16 protein-coding genes, 1 tRNA gene and 1 riboswitch are annotated in these 18,496 nt (G+C 62.4%); of the genes, 15 read left to right on the top strand and 2 right to left on the bottom strand.

Translation table 11 applies throughout. The features are described 5' to 3' along the window. The first annotated feature begins 8 nt into the window (after nucleotides 1–8). Genes P2T68_RS08720 through P2T68_RS08710 form a run of 3 tightly spaced genes read left to right on the top strand, consistent with a single transcriptional unit; the run spans nucleotide 9 to nucleotide 3,013 of the window. Nucleotides 9–467, top strand: coding sequence for a tripartite tricarboxylate transporter TctB family protein (locus tag P2T68_RS08720; protein WP_024073982.1), 459 nt, complete (start codon nucleotides 9–11; stop codon nucleotides 465–467). Between the two features lies 1 nt (nucleotide 468). Then, complete coding sequence (locus P2T68_RS08715; RefSeq protein WP_024073981.1) at nucleotides 469–1,983, top strand: tripartite tricarboxylate transporter permease; 1,515 nt, start codon at nucleotides 469–471, stop codon at nucleotides 1,981–1,983. Next, nucleotides 1,976–3,013 (top strand): AbrB family transcriptional regulator, encoded by a 1,038-nt coding sequence (locus P2T68_RS08710; protein ID WP_024073980.1) that lies wholly within the window; start codon nucleotides 1,976–1,978, stop codon nucleotides 3,011–3,013. Before P2T68_RS08715 ends, P2T68_RS08710 begins: the two co-directional genes overlap by 8 nt. Nucleotides 3,014–3,071: 58 nt before the next feature. Here the strand turns inward: P2T68_RS08710 and ung are convergent, their stop codons facing one another. Further along, nucleotides 3,072–3,764 (bottom strand): uracil-DNA glycosylase, encoded by a 693-nt coding sequence (ung, locus tag P2T68_RS08705; protein WP_024073979.1) that lies wholly within the window; start codon nucleotides 3,762–3,764, stop codon nucleotides 3,072–3,074. Nucleotides 3,765–3,900: 136 nt separating this feature from the next. Here ung and P2T68_RS08700 point away from each other — a divergent pair, with 136 nt between their 5' ends. After that, complete coding sequence (locus P2T68_RS08700) at nucleotides 3,901–5,013, top strand: enoyl-CoA hydratase/isomerase family protein (protein WP_024073978.1); 1,113 nt, start codon at nucleotides 3,901–3,903, stop codon at nucleotides 5,011–5,013. Nucleotides 5,014–5,394: 381 nt separating this feature from the next. Here the strand turns inward: P2T68_RS08700 and P2T68_RS08695 are convergent, their stop codons facing one another. Next, entirely contained in the window at nucleotides 5,395–5,760 is a 366-nt protein-coding gene (locus tag P2T68_RS08695; protein ID WP_024073977.1) for a hypothetical protein, read from the bottom strand. A gap of 315 nt (nucleotides 5,761–6,075) precedes the next feature. On the opposite strand from P2T68_RS08695, the gene P2T68_RS08690 reads away from it, so the two are divergent. From P2T68_RS08690 to P2T68_RS08640, 11 genes are all read left to right on the top strand, one after another. Continuing rightward, the gene (locus P2T68_RS08690) at nucleotides 6,076–7,698 is read left to right on the top strand and encodes a methyl-accepting chemotaxis protein (RefSeq protein ID WP_024073976.1); all 1,623 of its coding nucleotides are present in this window, start codon (nucleotides 6,076–6,078) and stop codon (nucleotides 7,696–7,698) included. Between the two features lie 167 nt (nucleotides 7,699–7,865). Further along, nucleotides 7,866–7,967, top strand: a riboswitch (guanidine-I (ykkC/yxkD leader). Nucleotides 7,968–8,028: 61 nt separating this feature from the next. Further along, the gene (locus P2T68_RS08685; protein ID WP_024073975.1) at nucleotides 8,029–9,096 is read left to right on the top strand and encodes a putative urea ABC transporter substrate-binding protein; all 1,068 of its coding nucleotides are present in this window, start codon (nucleotides 8,029–8,031) and stop codon (nucleotides 9,094–9,096) included. 12 nt (nucleotides 9,097–9,108) lie between these two features. Then, the gene (locus tag P2T68_RS08680) at nucleotides 9,109–9,924 is read left to right on the top strand and encodes an ABC transporter permease (RefSeq protein ID WP_024073974.1); all 816 of its coding nucleotides are present in this window, start codon (nucleotides 9,109–9,111) and stop codon (nucleotides 9,922–9,924) included. Next, complete coding sequence (locus tag P2T68_RS08675) at nucleotides 9,921–10,685, top strand: ABC transporter ATP-binding protein (RefSeq protein WP_024073973.1); 765 nt, start codon at nucleotides 9,921–9,923, stop codon at nucleotides 10,683–10,685. The genes P2T68_RS08680 and P2T68_RS08675 overlap by 4 nt, the downstream gene beginning before the upstream one ends. Continuing rightward, nucleotides 10,682–11,407, top strand: a complete 726-nt coding sequence (locus P2T68_RS08670) for an urea amidolyase associated protein UAAP1 (RefSeq protein ID WP_024073972.1) — start codon at nucleotides 10,682–10,684, stop codon at nucleotides 11,405–11,407. Before P2T68_RS08675 ends, P2T68_RS08670 begins: the two co-directional genes overlap by 4 nt. 9 nt (nucleotides 11,408–11,416) lie before the next feature. Beyond that, entirely contained in the window at nucleotides 11,417–12,046 is a 630-nt protein-coding gene (locus tag P2T68_RS08665; RefSeq protein WP_024073971.1) for an urea amidolyase associated protein UAAP2, read from the top strand. A 340-nt stretch (nucleotides 12,047–12,386) separates the two neighbouring features. Further along, entirely contained in the window at nucleotides 12,387–15,968 is a 3,582-nt protein-coding gene (gene uca / locus P2T68_RS08660; protein ID WP_277379248.1) for an urea carboxylase, read from the top strand. A 48-nt stretch (nucleotides 15,969–16,016) separates the two neighbouring features. Then, a complete protein-coding gene (locus tag P2T68_RS08655; RefSeq protein WP_024073968.1) occupies nucleotides 16,017–16,223 on the top strand; it encodes a cysteine-rich CWC family protein in 207 nt (68 codons plus the stop codon). After that, nucleotides 16,213–16,905 carry a pseudouridine synthase gene (locus tag P2T68_RS08650; RefSeq protein WP_024073967.1) on the top strand — a complete coding sequence of 231 codons (693 nt, stop codon included), beginning with the start codon at nucleotides 16,213–16,215 and terminating at the stop codon, nucleotides 16,903–16,905. Before P2T68_RS08655 ends, P2T68_RS08650 begins: the two co-directional genes overlap by 11 nt. 304 nt (nucleotides 16,906–17,209) lie before the next feature. Then, nucleotides 17,210–18,094, top strand: coding sequence for an alpha/beta hydrolase (locus P2T68_RS08645; RefSeq protein ID WP_102623410.1), 885 nt, complete (start codon nucleotides 17,210–17,212; stop codon nucleotides 18,092–18,094). Nucleotides 18,095–18,303: 209 nt separating this feature from the next. After that, nucleotides 18,304–18,377: transfer RNA gene (locus P2T68_RS08640), tRNA-Gly, on the top strand. The last annotated feature ends 119 nt before the right edge of the window (nucleotides 18,378–18,496 follow it).

Here is an 18,496-nt window from a genome sequence, read left to right as displayed (position 1 = left end):
AGTTTCCAATGCTCTTACAACGCATTTTCGCCGCCATGCTGCTCGTGGCATGCGCCGCGCTGGCCTTGATGGCCTGGCCGTATCAGGCGTCTTTTTCCTACGAGCCCGTGGGACCTCGGGCCTACCCGCTGCTGATGCTCGGGCTGATGAGCCTGGCGCTGATCTACATGCTGTTCCGCCCGCAGCCAACCAAGCACACCGAGGAAGAACCGGCACTGGACCGCGCAACCCTGATCAAGATCGGTGTGTGCGTGACACTGTTGATCGTGTTTGCCACCACCTTCGAATCGCTGGGTTTCATCCTCAGCAGCATGCTGATCGGCATTCCGATGGCGCGCCTGTATGGCGGCCGCTGGGTGCCCAGCATGGTGATCGTCAGCCTGATGGCCATCGGTCTTTATCTGCTGTTCGATAAAGCCATGGATGTTCCGCTGCCCCTCGGCCTGCTCGACGTTCTGGAGAACTGATATGGATACTTTTGGCTATTTGGGCCAGGGCTTCGGCGTTGCGCTGTCCCCCTACAACCTGGTGACCGCGTTGTGTGGCACCTTGATCGGCACCGTGGTCGGCCTGCTGCCGGGCCTGGGCCCGATCAACGGCGTGGCGCTGTTGATCCCCATCGCATTTGCCCTGGGCCTGCCCCCGGAATCGGCGTTGATCCTGCTGGCAGCCGTGTACCTGGGCTGTGAATACGGCGGCCGTATCAGCTCGATCCTGCTCAACATCCCAGGCGAAGCCTCCACCGTGATGACCACCCTCGACGGCTACCCGATGGCCCGCAAAGGCCTGGCCGGCGTAGCCCTGTCGTTGTCGGCGTGGAGTTCGTTCATCGGCGCGTTCATCGCCACCTGCGGCATGGTGTTGTTTGCGCCGCTGCTGGCCAAGTGGGCGATTGCCTTCGGCCCGGCGGAATATTTCGTGCTGATGGTGTTCGCGATTGTCTGCCTCGGTGGCATGGCCGGCGACAAGCCGCTGAAGACGTTTGTCGCGGCACTGATCGGCCTGTTCCTGTCAGCGGTGGGCATCGACGCCAACAGCGGCGTGTACCGATTTACCGGGGATAACATTCACCTCACCGACGGCATCCAGTTCGTGGTGTTGGTACTCGGCTTGTTCTCCATCAGCGAGATCCTGTTGCTGCTGGAAAAAACCCACCGTGGCCAGGAAGCAGTCAAAGCCACCGGACGGATGATGTTCAACCTGAAGGAAGCGGGTTCGGTGTTCGTGGTGAACATTCGTTGCGGCCTGCTGGGCTTCATCATGGGTGTGCTGCCGGGCGCCGGTGCCACCTTGGCCTCGGCCGTGGCCTACATGACCGAAAAACGCCTGGCCGGTGCCAGTGGCAAGTTCGGCCAGGGTGACATGCGCGGCCTGGCAGCGCCGGAAACCGCCATCGGTGCGTCCGCCTGCGGTGCCCTGGTGCCGATGCTGACCCTCGGCGTTCCCGGCTCGGGCACCACGGCGGTGATGATCGGCGCGCTGTCGCTGTACAACATCACCCCAGGCCCACTGTTGTTCCAACAGCAACCAGACATCGTCTGGGGCCTGATCGCTTCGCTGTTCATCGCCAACATCATGCTGGTGATCCTCAACATCCCGATGATCCGCATCTTCACACGTATCCTCGCCGTGCCGAACTGGGCGCTGGTGCCAGTGATTGCCATCATCACCGCGATCGGGGTGTACGCGGTGCACGCCACCACCTTCGACCTGTTCCTGATGGTCGGTATCGGCATCTTCGGCTACATCCTGCGCAAGCTGGACTTCCCGCTGTCGCCGGTACTGCTCGGTTTTATCCTTGGCGGCCTGATGGAGCAGAACCTGCGCCGTGCGCTGTCGATCTCCAACGGCGCGCTGGAGATCCTCTGGTCGAGCCCGATCACCTTTGGCGTGTGGATACTGACCGCCATCATGCTGTTCATGCCGCTGCTGCGTATCTGGCGCAAACGGGCGCAACAGCGTCGTACCGTGGCCGATGTCTGAGGTCACCTTCAAGCAATGGTGGGGAACACCGCTGGTCGGCTTGGCCGGCGGTTACCTGGCCAGCCTGGTGGGCTGGCCTTTGCCGTATATGGTCGGCTCGCTGCTGGCGATTATCCTGGTGCGTTGCCTGACGCCGTGGCAGTTGGCGGAGATTCCCGGCGGGCGCAAATGCGGCCAATGGGTGGTGGGTATCGGCATCGGCCTGCACTTCACCCCACTGGTGATCGAACAGGTGATGAGCCACTTCGGCCTGATCTTCTTCGGCGCGTTGGTCACCAGCCTGTCGAGCGTGGTCAGCGTGTGGTTGATGCGCCGCAGCGGTGAAGACCGCGCCACCGCGTTTTTCTCCAGCATGCCGGGCGGTTCCGGTGAAATGGTCAACCTCGGCGCGCGCAATGGCGCGGTGCTCAGCCGGGTCGCGGCGGGGCAGAGTTTGCGCGTGCTGGTGGTGGTGCTGTGTGTGCCGGCGATCTTCAAGTATCTGCTCGACGGCGGCGCACCGCAGTTTCATCCGGCGCCCGTGAGCTGGGCATGGCTGGCGTTGTTGTTCCCCATCGGCGCACTGGTGGCGTGGGGCTGGCAACGTCTACACCAGCCCAACCCATGGCTGTTCGGCCCGTTGCTGGTGAGTGCGACGGCCAGTGTGGTGTGGGACCTGCATATCGGCTTGCCCGACGGCGGCAGCCAGATCGGCCAATGGCTGATTGGCAGCGGGTTGGGCTGCCACTTCAATCGGCAGTTCTTTCGCAGCGCCCCCTCATTCATGGGCCGCACCTTGATCGGCACGGCCCTGACCATGGCGCTGGCGACATTGGCGGCGCTGGGTTTGAGCGCCCTCACCCAGCTGGACCTGCGCTCGCTGACCCTGGGCATGATGCCCGGCGGGATTGCCGAAATGAGCCTTACGGCCGAGACCCTGCAACTGTCGGTGCCGTTGGTGACGGCCATGCAGGTGATGCGGTTGTTGTTTGTGCTGTTTTTGGCGGAACCGTTGTTCAGGCATTGGAACCGTCAGCCGCAAAAGACCTAAACCTTCAAATGTGGGAGGGGGGGGCTTGCCCCCTCCAACATTCTGGATGTGCTTGGCCTTAGAGCGGCGGTAGACGCCACTCAATCGGGGCCTCGCCATTCTGCTCCAGGAACTTGTTGGTCCTGCTGAAATGCCCGCAACCCAGGAACCCGCGATACGCCGACAACGGCGACGGGTGCACCGAGGTCAACACCAGGTGTTTGGTCGCATCGATCAGCTTCTGCTTGCTTTGTGCATGAGCGCCCCATAGCAGGAACACCAGGTGCGGCTGATGCTCGCTGACCACCTCGATAATCCGATCGGTAAAGAACTGCCAGCCCTTGCCCGCATGGGCGTTGGCGTTGGCCCGCTCCACGGTCATGGTGGTGTTGAGCATCAGCACGCCCTGGTCGGCCCAACTTTGCAGGTAGCCGTGGTTGGGGATGTCGATGTTCAGGTCGCGCTTGAGCTCTTTATAGATATTGACCAGCGACGGCGGCGCCGGCACCCCCGGTTGCACCGAGAAGCACAGGCCGTGGGCCTGGCCGGGGCCGTGGTACGGGTCCTGGCCGAGGATTACCACTTTGACCTTGTCCAGCGGTGTGGAGTTGAGCGCGTTGAAGATCAGTGGGCCGGGCGGGTAGATCTCTTTGCCGGCGGCATGTTCCTGGCGCAGGAACTCGCGCAACTGGCCCATGTAGGGCTTATCGAACTCATCACGCAGGGCGTGTTTCCAGCTGGGTTCGAGTTTGATACGGTCGCCTTCAGTCATGTTCGAATTGTCTTGTAAAAAAGAATGAGGCGAACCCTAGGAAAGCCGGCCCTGCTTGTCAATTGATCTGACACACCACCGGCACTTTCCCACGAAGCGATCATACTGATCCTTCACCTTCTCGATTGAGGTCACGATGAACCTGCACTTCGAAGAACTGACCGGCAGCAACGGCGCCCGCGTCGGCATCGCCAGCCTTGACGCTGAAAAGTCCCTCAACGCGCTCTCCCTGCCGATGATCCTGGCCCTGACTGATCGCCTGGAGGCCTGGGCCAAAGACCCGAACATTGTCTGCGTGCTGCTGCGTGGCAACGGGCCCAAGGCGTTTTGCGCCGGCGGCGAAGTGCGCAGCCTGGCCCAGGCCTGCCGCGAGCAGCCGGGGGAAGTGCCCGCCCTGGCCGCACAGTTTTTTGCCGCGGAATATCGCCTCGACTACCGCTTGCACACTTACCCTAAACCGCTGATCTGTTGGGGCCACGGTTACGTGCTGGGCGGTGGCATGGGCCTGCTGCAAAGCGCGGCCATACGGATTGTCACGCCGAGCAGCCGCCTGGCCATGCCCGAGATCAGCATCGGCCTGTACCCGGATGTGGGCGCCAGTTGGTTCCTGTCGCGCCTGCCGGGCAAGCTGGGGTTGTTCCTTGGCCTTACCGGCGCGCACATCAATGGCCGTGACGCGCTGGACCTGGGCCTGGCCGACCGCTTTCTGCGCGATGACCAACAGGACGAGTTGATTGAAGGCCTGCTGCAACTGAATTGGCAGGAACAGACCGCGATGCAACTCAACAGCCTGCTCAAGGCCCTGGCCCAGGAAGCTGTCGGCCAGCAACCAGAAGCCCAATGGCTGCCGCGTCGGGCGCAGATCGACGCGTGGCTGGACGTCGGTGATGTACGCAGTGCCTGGCGCGCCTTGAGCCCGCTGCGCGACCACGCCGACCCGCTGTTCAACCGCGCCGGCAAGACATTGAGCGAAGGCTGCCCGCTGACTGCACACCTGGTGTGGGAACAGATCCAGCGTGCCCGTCACCTGTCCTTGGCCGAGGTGTTCCAGATGGAATACACCTTGAGCCTGAACTGCTGCCGCCACCCGGAATTCAGTGAAGGGGTACGTGCGCGATTGATCGACAAGGACCAGACACCCCATTGGCATTGGCCGGATATCAATACCATCCCGGACGCCGTGGTGCAGGCGCATTTCACCAAGGCGTGGGAAGGCCGGCATCCACTGGCGGACTTATCCGATTACTGACGCTTTGCGCCCATAAAAAACGGCGTTTCAAGCACGAATGCCAAGATAGAACGAGCAAACAATAAGCCTGTGGCGAACGGGCTTGTTGTGGTGAATGGGCTCGTTGCGGCGAGCGGGCTTGCTGTGGCGAGCGGGCTCGTTGCGGCGAGCGGGCTTGCTGTGGCGAGCGGGCTCGTTGCGGCGAGCGGGCTTGCTGTGGCGAGCGGGCTCGTTGCGGCGAGCGGGCTTGCTGTGGCGAGCGGGCTTGCCCCGCGTTGGGCTGCGCAGCAGCCCCAATAAGGCCACCGCGTTTATCCAGGCCTATTAAATCGCCAGGTTTTGGGGCCGCTTCGCAGCCCAACGCGGGGCAAGCCCGCTCGCCACAGTTATGGTATGGGCCTGTCAACGGTGACCGCCGCGGCCACCTCCACGGTCATGATCGCCACCGCGTCCATGCCCGCCATTGTTCCAACGATCACCCCAGCCCTGGTTCGGGTAAGGCCGGTAACCCGCCCTTGGTCCTGACGGGTAATAGCGAGGTGCTGGCTGGTAATAACGTGGCGCTGAGTAATAACGCGGTGCCGGCGCGTAGTAGCGAGGCGACGGATAATAGTCGCGCCGGTACACAGGTCCGCCGCCGTAGTAATAAACCGGCGCCGGCGAGGTGTAGACCTCGGAACGGTAGTAGCTTTGGCCTCCATCGTAGTAAGGCACACAAGCGGAAAGGGTCAGACCGAGTAAAGCGCTGATCAGCAGTCGTCGATACATGGCGGCCTCCTGGACCGCGAAAGAGCACCTCCAGCGACGCTGGGGGGCGGCATTCAGCTTTCACTGAATGACGAAACATCTGACATCAAAAACCGAATCTGGTGCGTTTTGGTTACAAGTTGATACATCAATGCCAAGTGCGGCCACACCCCTTCAGACGCGCTGCGACATAGCGCTTATCCACCCACCAGATTTATCGATTCAGTAAATTTTTCTGGCCCGAAACTTTCTCGATTGCGATGATGTCACTATGACATCGCGCAAGCCAGGGAGGCTCTAACGTGCGCCCTTCGCCACTTTTGCCGGATCCGAGCCATGAAAATCTCAACCAAACTGCTGCTTTCATTTTTATTGTGTGCACTGGTCACCCTCGGGGTCGGGCTGCTGGGTATCAAAAGCGTGGTCCGCCTCGCCAATGCATTGGAACTGACGTTCTCCAATAACCTGGTGTCCGTCAGCAGCACCTCCGCTACCCTCAATGGCCTGGTGGCCCACAACCGCGGTTTGTACCGCTTGATGGATGCGAGCCAAGGCGACGTCTCCCAACAAGACCGCGACCGTGTGCGCCAGGACATCACCAACGAACTCAAACGCAGCCAGAGCGCCTACGCCACCTACCGCGCCACGCCCCTGGAAGACGACGAACGGGCGGCCGGCGACAAGCTCGACCAGATCTGGCCAACCTACACCAGCAACTCCGAACACATTATGTCGATGCTCGACAGTGGCCAGATCGAGCAGGCCCGCGCACAGCTGAACAGCACCAACAATGAATTGTTCCGCCAGGCGCGCGATTTGATCCGCGTGATGGTCGATTCCAATAACCGCCAGATCAAGGAAGGCGCTGCCGCCGCCGACGAGCTGCGTGACAGCGCGTTGACCTGGATGATCAGCGGCATTGTCCTGGCCTTCATCATTGCGATCATCACCGGTGTGCTGATCACGCGCCTGATCACCCGTCCTATCGCACAAGCGGTTGAGAACGCACAGCGCATCGCCAAGGGTGACCTGACCCAAGCCATCACGACCGACCGCACCGACGAAGCGGGGCAATTGCTGATGGCTTTATCCGATATGCAAGGCGGCCTGAAAAGTACGCTGACGGAAATCGCCAACGCCTCCGACCAGCTCGCTTCGGCAGCCGAAGAGCTGAGCGCGGTCACCGATGAAAGCACCCGTGGCCTGACCCGCCAGAATGACGAAATCCAACAAGCTGCCACCGCTGTCAACCAGATGACCGCAGCGGTCGACGAAGTGGCGAGCAACGCCGTATCGACCTCGGAAGCGTCGCGCCAGGCTACCACCGAAGCCGAGGACGGCCGCCAGCAAGTCGAGCAGGCCGTGTCCGGCATGAGCGCGATGGTGGTGGAGATCAACGATTCGACCCAATCGGTCGCCGACCTCGCCGGCCAGGTGCGCGAAATCGGCAAGGTGATTGATGTGATCCGCAGTATTGCCGACCAGACCAACCTGCTGGCCCTCAATGCCGCCATCGAAGCCGCCCGTGCCGGTGAGCAAGGTCGCGGTTTTGCGGTGGTGGCCGATGAAGTGCGGGCGCTGGCCCATCGCACCCAGACCTCCACGGTGGACATCGAGAAAATGATCGGTGAAGTCCAGGCAGGCGCCGATGGCGCCGTGGCCGCCATGAACAAGAGCCTGAGCTGGGCCAACAACACCCAGACCCTGGCGCAAAATGCCGGCCAGGCGCTGGAGCGCATCACTGCCAGCGTGGCCAGTATCAACGAGCGCAACCTGGTGATCGCCTCAGCGTCCGAGGAACAGGCCCAGGTGGCCCGTGAAGTGGATCGCAACCTGCTCAACATTCAGGACCTGTCGACCCAGACCGCCGCCGGTGCCAACCAGACCAACGCCTCCAGCCAGGACCTGTCGCGGCTGGCCACCTCGTTCAATATGCTGGTCAGCAAATTCCAGCTGTAAGCGCCTCATAGCAGTGCGCCGGCGCACCCGCGTGGCGCACACCCCCCGCTTCTACGCCTTCCTCTCCCGCCCGCCCGGCTGAACAGCCGGGCATCGAAGCCACTTGGCACGACTCTCGCTTTATCTCTTGCGTGCAGGATTGATACAGGTTCGCGGCACCACAATTTGCAATGGCCGACTAGGGTTCCGGCTCGCGAAAAGCGAGTGGCTGGTCCGAGAGTTGGCGACCTCCAGTTGAGGTTACACGGCGGGATAAAAGCCCGGGAGACAAGCCACCGTTCACGGTGCCGCGTTGCTCCTGCTCGCCCTTGATCAACTGGAGAAGCCCCAATGCCCTCGATCCGTTTACCCGCCCTGCTCGCCGCCGCCTTCGCCGCCGTGCTGAGCTTCCAGACCCAAGCCGCTGCCAAAGACCACTTCAGCGTGTGCTGGACGATCTATGCCGGCTGGATGCCATGGGAGTATGCCGGCAGCCAAGGCATCCTCGACAAGTGGGCCAAGAAGTACGGCATCACCATCGACATGGTGCAACTCAATGACTATGTCGAATCGATCAACCAGTACACCGCCGGCCAGTTCGACGGCTGCACCATGACCAACATGGACGCCCTGACCATCCCCGCCGCCGGTGGCGTAGACAGCACCGCGCTGGTGATCAGCGACTTTTCCAATGGTAACGACGGCGTGGTGATCAAGGGCACCGGCAAGACCGTGGCCGACCTCAAGGGCATGAACGTCAACCTGGTGGAACTTTCGGTATCTCACTACCTGCTGGCCCGCGCACTGGAGTCGGCGGACCTCAGCGAAAAAGACCTGAAAGTGGTCAACACCTCCGACGCCGATATTGCCGCCGCTTTCAACACCGACCAGGTCCAGGCCGTCACCACCTGGAACCCGATGCTCTCGGAGATCAAGGCCAAGCCTGGCGTGAGCCAAGTGTTCGACTCCAGCAAAGTGCCCGGCGAAATCATGGACATGATGGTGGTCAACACCCAGGTCCTCAAGGACAACCCCAAGCTGGGCAAAGCACTGACCGGCGCCTGGTTTGAAGTGGTCGCCCTGATGAATGCCAAGGGCGCCGCCAGCACCGAAGCCCTGGAACATATGGCCAAGGCTTCCGGCACCGACCTTGCGGGCTTCCAGTCGCAACTGGACACCACCAAGTTGTTCGCCACGCCCAAGGAAGCCCTGGCCTTCGCCACCAGCCCACAGTTGCCCGCCACCATGGGCAAAGTCGCCGAGTTCTCGTTCAAACACGGCTTGCTGGGTGAAGGCGCCAAGGACGCCAGCGCGGTGGGTATGCGCTTCGCCAACGGCGTGACCAGCGGTGACAAAGCCAACCTCAAGCTGCAATTCGACCCCAGCTACGTGCAGATGGCCGCCGACGGCAAGCTGTAAGAGGACCTGGCCATGCGCCTGATCAACCGTGTTCCGGAGCGCTCCAGCCGCTTGCTGTTGGTCGTGCTGCCGTTCACCCTGCTGCTGTTCGCCTACTTCGTGGGCTCGGCCGAGCGCCTGGCGGAAAACCCCAACGACAAGCTGCTGCCCGGTGCCGGGCAAATGATTGACGCAGTCAAGCGCCTGGCGTTCAACGCCGACGCCCGTACCGGTGAGTACGTGCTCTGGCAGGACAGCGCATCGAGCCTGCGCCGCCTGGCGATCGGCCTGGGCATCAGCGCCCTCGCCGGCCTGTGCCTGGGGATTGCCGCCGGCACGTTGCCGCTGTTTGGCGCGCCGTTGTCACCGTTGCTGACCGTGCTGTCGATGGTACCGCCGCTGGCGATCCTGCCGATTCTGTTCATCGTGTTCGGGCTGGGGGAATTGTCCAAAGTGATGCTGATCGTCATCGGCGTCACCCCCTGCCTGGCCCGTGACCTGGAACAGCGCGCGCGGGAAATACCGGTGGAACTGCTGGTCAAGGCACAAACCCTCGGCGCCTCCACCTGGACCCTGATGCTGCGCGTGGTGTTGCCGCAATTGCTGCCACGCCTGCTGATCTCACTGCGACTGATGCTCGGCTCGGCGTGGCTGTTTTTGATCGCCGCTGAAGCCATCGCCTCCACGGACGGCTTGGGCTACCGGATCTTCCTGGTACGTCGCTACCTGGCGATGGACGTGATCCTGCCTTACGTGGTGTGGATCACCCTGCTCGCCTGGTTGATGGATTGGGGCCTCAAGGCCCTGACCCGGCATGCGTTCCCTTGGTACGAAGGAGCGCGCGCATGAGCTTTATCAGCGTCAACAATGTGTGGCAGCGCTACGGTGATCAAGTGGTGCTGGAAGGCTTGAACCTGCAGGTCGCCGAGGGCGAGTTCTGCACGCTGGTCGGCACTTCGGGCTGCGGCAAGTCGACGTTCCTGCGCCTGCTGCTGGGCCAGGAAACCGCGAGCAAGGGCCAGATCCTGCTGGATGGCCAACCGCTCGCCGCCGAGCCGGATGCCAGCCGTGGCGTGGTGTTCCAGCGCTACTCGGTGTTCCCGCACTTGACCGTGCTGGATAACGTCGCCCTCGGCCTGGAGCTGCCGCGTTCTCCCTTGCTGGGCCGGTTATTCGGTAAAGCCAAGAAGGACGCCCGCGAACAGGCTGCCGCGCTGTTGCAGAAGGTCGGCCTCGGCCACGCCCTGGACAAATACCCGGCGCAGCTCTCCGGCGGCATGCAACAACGCCTGGCCATCGCCCAGGCCCTGATCATGAAGCCCCGCGTATTGCTGCTGGACGAACCCTTCGGCGCCCTCGACCCGGGAATTCGCAAAGACATGCACCAGCTGCTGCTGGAACTGTGGCGCGAAACCCGGCTGACGGTGTTCATGGTCACCCATGACCTGAGCGAAGGCTTCAGCCTCGGCACGCGCCTGCTGGTGTTCGACAAGGTGCGCGTCGACCCCCACGCCCCCGGCGCCTATGGCGCGCGCATCACCTACGACATCCCTTTGAACAGCGAACGCCGCAAGGCGCTCGCCGCCGAACTTGGAGCCACTTCCAAATGACCGATTCCACCCTACTGTTCCCACCCTTCGCCGAAGAAATGCTGCCTGGCGGCGGCCACCGTTCGTTCGTGCTCAAGCGCGGCCAACTGCTGCGCCTTACCGATCTTCGCGGCGGCGCCAACGTCAGCCTGACCCTGCTCAACGCCAACGAAAAAACCGAGCGCCTGAACCTGCCCGACAGCCTCAAATGCCAACACACCGCCAAGCTCACCACCGGCCACTGCCTGTACTCGGACATGGGCCGCGTGCTGGCCGCGATCACCGCCGACACCTGCGGCTGGAGCGACAGCATCGGCGGCGTGCTGTGCGCCGCCGAAGTCGCCGAGAAGTACGGCCAGGGCCGTTATCAGGAACTGCGCAACGGCTTCTTCCGCAACGGCACCGACAACCTGTTGGTGGAATTGGGTAAATGGGGGCTGGGCCTGTCCGACCTGCTGATGACCCTCAACCTGTTCAGCAAAGTCACCGTGGACAGCGACGGTGGCCTGCACTTTGTGCCGGGTAATTCCAAGGCCGGCGACTACATCGAACTCTACGCGCCGATGGACACCCTGGTGGTGCTCACCGCGCTGCAACACCCGATGGACCCCAACCCGCAATACGCCCCACAACCGCTGAAACTCAGCTGGATGAACGCCGACAAAAGTGTCGCCGAACACTGCCGCACTTCGCGCCCGGAAAACGAGCGTGGCTTTATCAACACCGACCGCCTGTTCGCCTGAGGAACTGTCATGTCTATCGCAATGAAACAACCTGATGCGGCGGTGTACCGCGCAACCATTCCCGCCGGCGAGCCGTGGCTGATGGAGGTCAAGGCCGGGCAGACCCTGCGCATCCTCGATCTTGAGGGCAACCAGGCGGTCGACACCTTGTTCTACAGCGTGAAAAACCCGCGTGAACGCTACGATGTACAGCGCACCTTGCGTCGGCAGAACAGCGTGTACCTGGGCACCGGCAGCGTGCTGTATTCCAACCTCGGCCAACCGATGCTGACCATCGTCGAGGACACCTGCGGGCGCCACGACACCCTCGGCGGCGCCTGCGCCCAAGAGAGCAACACCGTGCGCTACGCCCTGGAAAAACGCTACATGCACAGTTGCCGCGACAACTACCTGCGCGCCTGCGCCCACGATGGTCGCTTGGGCAAACGCGACATCGGGCCGAACATCAATTTCTTTATGAATGTGCCGGTGACGGCAGACGGCGGGCTGACCTTTGAAGACGGGATTTCCGCGCCCGGCAAGTACGTCGACCTGCGTGCGCAGATGGATGTGATCGTGCTGATTTCCAACTGCCCGCAGTTGAACAACCCGTGCAACGCCTACAACCCGACCCCGGCGGAGCTGTTGGTATGGAACTGAAACTCAAGCGCCTGCGTAAATGGTTGTTTGCCCTGTGCCAATCCCGAGCCGGGCAATGCCTGCAAAAACGCTAGAGATCCAATGTGGGAGGGAACCCTAATGCACTGTAGGAGCGAGGGGGACGCCTAGTTCTTGCTCGCGAAGAACTCACAGGCACTGCATTTATCCAGAATGCACGCGTTACCGTTGACGTTTTTCGCGAGCAAGAACTAGGCGTCCCCCTCGCTCCTACAGGCATTGGGCTTGCCCCCGATAGCGGTGGCCCCCTCCCACACTAACCACACACTGCGGACGACCGCAGTGCTCCCTCACTTTGCGGGACGGCCCGCAGGGTTTTGCCATGTTCGAAAAACTGTTGATCGCCAACCGTGGCGCCATCACCTGCCGCATCCTGCGCACCTTGCGCGAGTTGCAAGTCAAAGGCATCGCCGTGTACGCCGAAGCCGATGCGGCGAGCCTGCATATCCAGCAAGCCGACGAGGCCTACAGCCTCGGTGAAGGCGCAGCAGCCGCAACTTACCTGGCGGTGGAAAAAATCCTCGCCACAGCGAAGGCCTGCGGCGCCACGGCGATTCATCCCGGCTACGGCTTTCTTTCCGAAAACGCAGCCTTCGCCGAGGCCTGTGAACAGGCAGGCATCGCCTTTGTCGGGCCCACGCCTGAACAGCTGCGGGTGTTCGGTCTCAAACACACCGCTCGTGCCCTGGCCAGGCAACATCAGATCCCTTTGCTGGAAGGCACCGAGTTGCTCGACAGCCTTGAAGCCGCCTTGCTGGCCGCTGACACCGTGGGCTACCCGGTGATGCTCAAAAGCACGGCCGGCGGTGGCGGCATCGGCATGCGCGTATGCCGCAGTGCGCTGGAGTTGGGCGAGTCGTTCGAGGCGGTCAAGCGCTTGGGGCAGAACAATTTCAGCGACGCGGGCGTGTTTATCGAGAAGTACATCGAGCATGCGCGCCACCTGGAAGTGCAGGTGTTCGGCGACGGCGCGGGTGAAGTGATCGCCCTCGGCGTGCGCGACTGCTCGGTGCAACGGCGCAACCAGAAGGTCCTCGAAGAAACCCCGGCGCCAAACCTGCCCGACGGCATGGCAGAGGCCCTGTGCACAGCCGCCATCACCCTGGCCAAGGCCGTGAATTACCGCAGCGCCGGCACCGTGGAATTTATCTATGACAGTGCTGACGGGCGCTTCTACTTCCTCGAAGTGAACACGCGCTTGCAGGTGGAACACGGCGTCACCGAACAGGTGTGGGGCGTGGACCTGGTGCGCTGGATGGTGCAACTGGCGGCGGGTGAAATGCCGCCGTTGCAGACGCTGGTCTTGCAACCCCAAGGCCATGCGATCCAGGCGCGCCTGTATGCCGAAGACCCAGGGCGGGATTTCCAGCCGAGCCCCGGCTTGCTGACCTGTGTGGATTTCCCGGTGGCCGAGGGCTTGCGGATCGACACCTGGGTGGAGGCCGGTTGTGAGATCCCGCCCTACTTCGACCCGATGATCGCCAAGCTCATCACCTGGGCGCCCACCCGCGAACAGGCGCGCCTGGATCTGCATCAGGCACTGAGCGATAGCCAGCTCTACGGCGTGGAAACCAACCGCGATTACCTGCGCCAGATCCTGCTCGCCGCGCCCTTCGCCAATGGCCAGCCGTGGACCCGTTGCCTGGAGGATCTGGTCTACGTGGCCAACACGGTTGAAGTCATCAGTGCAGGCACGCAAACCAGTGTGCAGGACTATCCCGGCCGCCTCGGCTACTGGGCCGTGGGCGTGCCGCCGTCGGGGCCGATGGACAGCCGCGCGCTGCGCCTGGGCAATCGCCTGCTGGGCAACGCCGAGGGGGCCGCGGCGCTGGAAATCACCATGAGCGGGCCGATATTGCGCTTCAATTGCGTGGCGGTTGTTGCGGTGACGGGAGCGCAAATCCCGCTGCTGTTGAATGATCGAGCAGTGCCAATGAACACCGCGCTGTTGATTGAGGCCGGATCGGTCCTGAGCCTGGGCACCCTCGCCGGCGCCGGTGCGCGCAGTTACCTGTGCCTGCGTGGTGGGCTGCAAGTGCCAGACTACCTGGGCAGCAAAAGCACCTTTACCCTCGGCCAGTTTGGCGGGCATGGTGGGCGCGCTTTACGGGCGGGCGATGTGTTGCATCTGTTGCCGTTGGAAGACCTGAGCGCCGGGCAACAACGGGGCGCGCAAGCGCTGCCCGAGGTCCGCACGCTGCGGGTGATCTATGGCCCCCACGGCGCGCCGGAATACTTCCTGCCGGCGTACATCGACACCTTCTTCGCCACGCAGTGGGAAGTGCATTTCAACTCCAGCCGCACCGGTGTTCGGCTGATCGGGCCAAAGCCTCTTTGGGCACGTACGGATGGCGGCGAAGCGGGGCTGCATCCCTCAAACATCCATGACAACCCCTATGCCATCGGCGCGGTGGACTTCACCGGAGACATGCCGGTGATCCTGGGGCCGGATGGGCCGAGCCTGGGCGGTTTTGTGTGCCCGGTAACGGTGATCGAGGCGGACCTCTGGCAGCTCGGCCAGCTCAAGGCGGGAGACAAGATTCGCTTTGAACCGGTGGACCTCAAGACCGCCCGCGACCTTGCCCTGAAATGGGATCAAACGTGGGAGCCGGGCTTGCCCGCGACGCAGGCGACTCAGTCTCACTGTGCGATTGAATCACCGGTGGTATTGGACATCGGCCAAGCCGACACCCGCCTGGTCGCCCGCCTCGCCGGCGACACCCACCTGCTCCTGGAAATCGGCGCACCCGAGCTGGACCTGGTGCTGCGCTTTCGCGGTCATGCCCTGATGCAAGCCTTGGAAGCCCGCGCACTGCCGGGTGTGATCGACCTGACCCCGGGCATCCGCTCGTTGCAGATCCACTACCAGCCGGAACAACTGCCCCTGGCCGACCTGTTGACACTGATCGGCCACGAATGGACCGAGGTGTGCACCCGGCAAAACCTGCAAGTGCCGTCGCGCATCGTCCACCTGCCGCTGTCCTGGGACGACCCGGCGTGCCAGCTGGCCATCGACAAATACATGACCACTGTGCGCAAGGACGCGCCCTGGTGCCCGAGCAACCTGGAGTTCATCCGCCGCATCAACGACCTGGCCAACCTCGACGAGGTGCGCCACACCGTGTTCGATGCCAGCTATCTGGTGATGGGCCTGGGCGACGTCTACCTCGGCGCGCCGGTGGCCACGCCGCTGGACCCGCGCCACCGGCTGGTGACCACCAAGTACAACCCGGCCCGCACCTGGACCGCCGAAAATTCGGTGGGCATCGGCGGCGCGTATTTGTGCGTGTACGGCATGGAAGGCCCCGGCGGTTATCAGTTTGTCGGGCGCACGTTGCAGATGTGGAACCGTTATCGCGAAGTGGCGGCGTTTGACGGCAAACCCTGGCTGCTGCGCTTCTTCGATCAGATTCGGTTCTATCCCGTGAGCGCGGATGAGCTGGTGCGGATTCGCCGGGATTTCCCCCTGGGACGCTTCGAGCTGAGCATCGAACAAAGCACGCTGAACCTGGCGGATTACCAAGCGTTTCTCGCACGGGAAGCCGCCAGCATCGACGCGTTTCGTGAGCACCAGCAGCACGCCTTCAATGCCGAACGCGAACGCTGGATTGCCAGCGGCCAGGCGCATTTCGACAGCGAGGAGCTCGCGGCGCCAGCGGCGCAAGACACGCCGCTCAAGACCAATGAACACAGCATCGACAGCCCTATCGCCGGCAATCTCTGGCAGGTGCAGGTGAGCGTGGGCGCGCGGGTGGCGGCCGGTGATGTGTTGGTGATTCTGGAGTCGATGAAAATGGAGATCCCCGTGCTGGCGCCCTTTGCCGGAGCGGTGCGGGAAATCCCGGTGCAACCGGGCAGCGGCATTGGCGCCGGGCAACGGGTCGTGGTGCTGGAACGGGACTGACCGGCGCTGTATCGTGCAGGGACTTTCGAGGCCCTGCCCCCACCGACCATGACCACGCCAACCCTTTGCCCCGCCTGTGGTGCCCGCAACGATTGCACCCTGGCCGACCCACGCACCGCCGACCAGCCTTGCTGGTGCTACAGCGTCACCATCGACCCGGCGGTGCTTGAAGCGCTGCCCGATGACGTGCGCAACCAGGCCTGCCTGTGCCCGCGCTGCGCTCAGGTGGATGAGCAGCTTCGCCATGCGCGTTGACCGTTTCCTCAGCAACCTGCCGCGTTTCAATCGCCAGCAAGTGCGCGTGTTACTGGTCGAGCGGCGGGTGACGGTAGATGGCGTGGCAGTCAGTGACCCTCACCATGAAGTACGCGAATTCAGCCGTGTGTGTGTTGACGATGAGGTGCTACAGACAGGCAAACCGGCGCGCTATTTCATGCTGCACAAACCCCAGGGCTGCGTCAGCGCCACCTCGGACCCGCAACACCCGACGGTCCTCGACTGGCTGGATGAACCGGACAAAAGCGAGCTGCATATCGCCGGTCGTCTGGATTTCAACACCACCGGCCTGATGCTGATCACCAACGACGGCCAGTGGTCGCGGCGCCTGACGCAACCGCAGACCAAGCTGCCCAAGGTCTATCGGGTAGAGACGGAGCAGGCCATCGGCCCCGAATACGCGGCAACCTTTGCGGCAGGCGTGTATTTCGCGTTTGAAGACCTGACGACTCAACCGGCCGAGCTGGAGCTGTTGGGGCCACGCCTGGCACGATTGAGCATCATCGAAGGCCGCTACCACCAGGTGAAGCGCATGTTCGGGCACTTCAACAACAAAGTGGTCGGCCTGCACCGTGAGCGAATGGGCCCATTGGTACTGGATGCAGCCCTGGCGCCGGGCGAGTATCGGACGCTGTCCGAGGAAGAAATCCGACAGGTCTGACGACCGTTCGGCCGGTGATGGCAAAAACCCATTTGTGTGACTTGCGGCATCCCCGGTCTACTGCTTGAATCAAATCGTCAGCCAAATTATGACTGACGAGTCGCCTATAACCTCCAAGAAACACCTTGCCCCGCCCGCGCTTGATCTACGGGCCTCCCAGGCAAACAGCCCGCCATAACAACACCCGTCGGCCAGCCGTCATCGGATCGACATGGGCCCTCATCTTCCAGGCGTATGCCTACCTGTCACAAAGCTCGTGCAGAGTGATCTGTGCGCCCTACCCGCTTGCCAGGAGTCTTACGACATGAGGCCAGAAATCGCTGTGTTGGATATACAGGGTCAGTATCGGGTTTACACGGAGTTCTATCGCGCGGATGCTGCTGAAAAGACCATCATCCTGGTCAACGGCTCGATGGCCACCACGGCATCCTTCGCCCAAACCGTGAAAAGCCTGTACCCGCAGTTCAATGTGGTTTTGTACGACCAGCCCTACGCCGGCCGTTCCAAAATCCATAACCGTCATGAGCAGATGCTGACGAAGGAAGTTGAAGGCCAGATCCTCCTGGAACTCATCGACCACTTCGCCGCCGAACACGTGCTGTCGTTTTCCTGGGGCGGAGCCGCCACCCTGGTCGCCCTCGCCGCCCGCCCGCGCCACGTGGAAAAGGCCGTGATCAGCTCGTTCTCGCCGGTGATCAACGCACCGATGCGCGACTACCTCGAGCGTGGCGTCGACTACCTCGGCAACCTCGACCGCGACCGCGTGGGTCACCTGGTCAACAGCACCATCGGTAAACACCTGCCGTCGCTGTTCAAGCGTTTCAACTACAAGCATGTCAGCAGCCTGGCCGAGCACGAATATGGGCAGATGCACTTTCACATCAGCCAGGTGCTGCACAGCGATCGCCTGTGCTACCTCAAGGCCGCGCGGCAAATCGACGTACCGGTGTTGTTCCTGAACGGCGAATGGGACGAATACACCAGCGCCGAGGATGCCACACAGTTCGGCCAATACGTGGCCAAGAGCAGCTTCAGCACCATCCAGGCCACCGGGCACTTCCTGGACATGGAGCACAAGGCGGCGTGCCGGGACACTCGGGAGGCGGTGGTGGGCTTCCTGAAACCTGAGCGCAAGGTCGGCCGATTGCGTTATCACCAAGGCCAGACGCAGCATGCCTTTGCTCTCTGAAATACCGTGCAGGAGCGAGCTTGCTCGCGAAGATCGCCAACGATGACGTGCGCTCCCTGGTTGAACGCGGCGCTCTTGAGTTCTTCGCGAGCAGGCTCGCTCCTACATCGGCTCCGTTCGTCGCCAGGGCAAGTGCCTGCAACTTGCACATTTTTCGAAGAAAAACTTCAAATCCAGGCGCACATCTGGTACAAAGTCAGCCGCTCTGAGCGGGTGTCGTATAATGGCATTACTCCAGCTTCCCAAGCTGATAACGAGGGTTCGATTCCCTTCACCCGCTCCACTCAGACATAGATTCCACGCCAGCAGGGTTTTGGCGGGGAATGCATAAAAAAACCGGTCCTTGGTGGCCGGTTTTTTTATGGGTTTTCCAGAATCAGCTTTTTATTGGGGAACGCCCCT

Source organism: Pseudomonas sp. G11, from assembly GCF_029457515.1.
GTDB lineage: Bacteria > Pseudomonadota > Gammaproteobacteria > Pseudomonadales > Pseudomonadaceae > Aquipseudomonas > Aquipseudomonas gorinensis.
The sequence above is the reverse complement of the archived record's forward strand: the minus strand, read 5'-3'. Positions and strand labels throughout refer to the sequence as shown.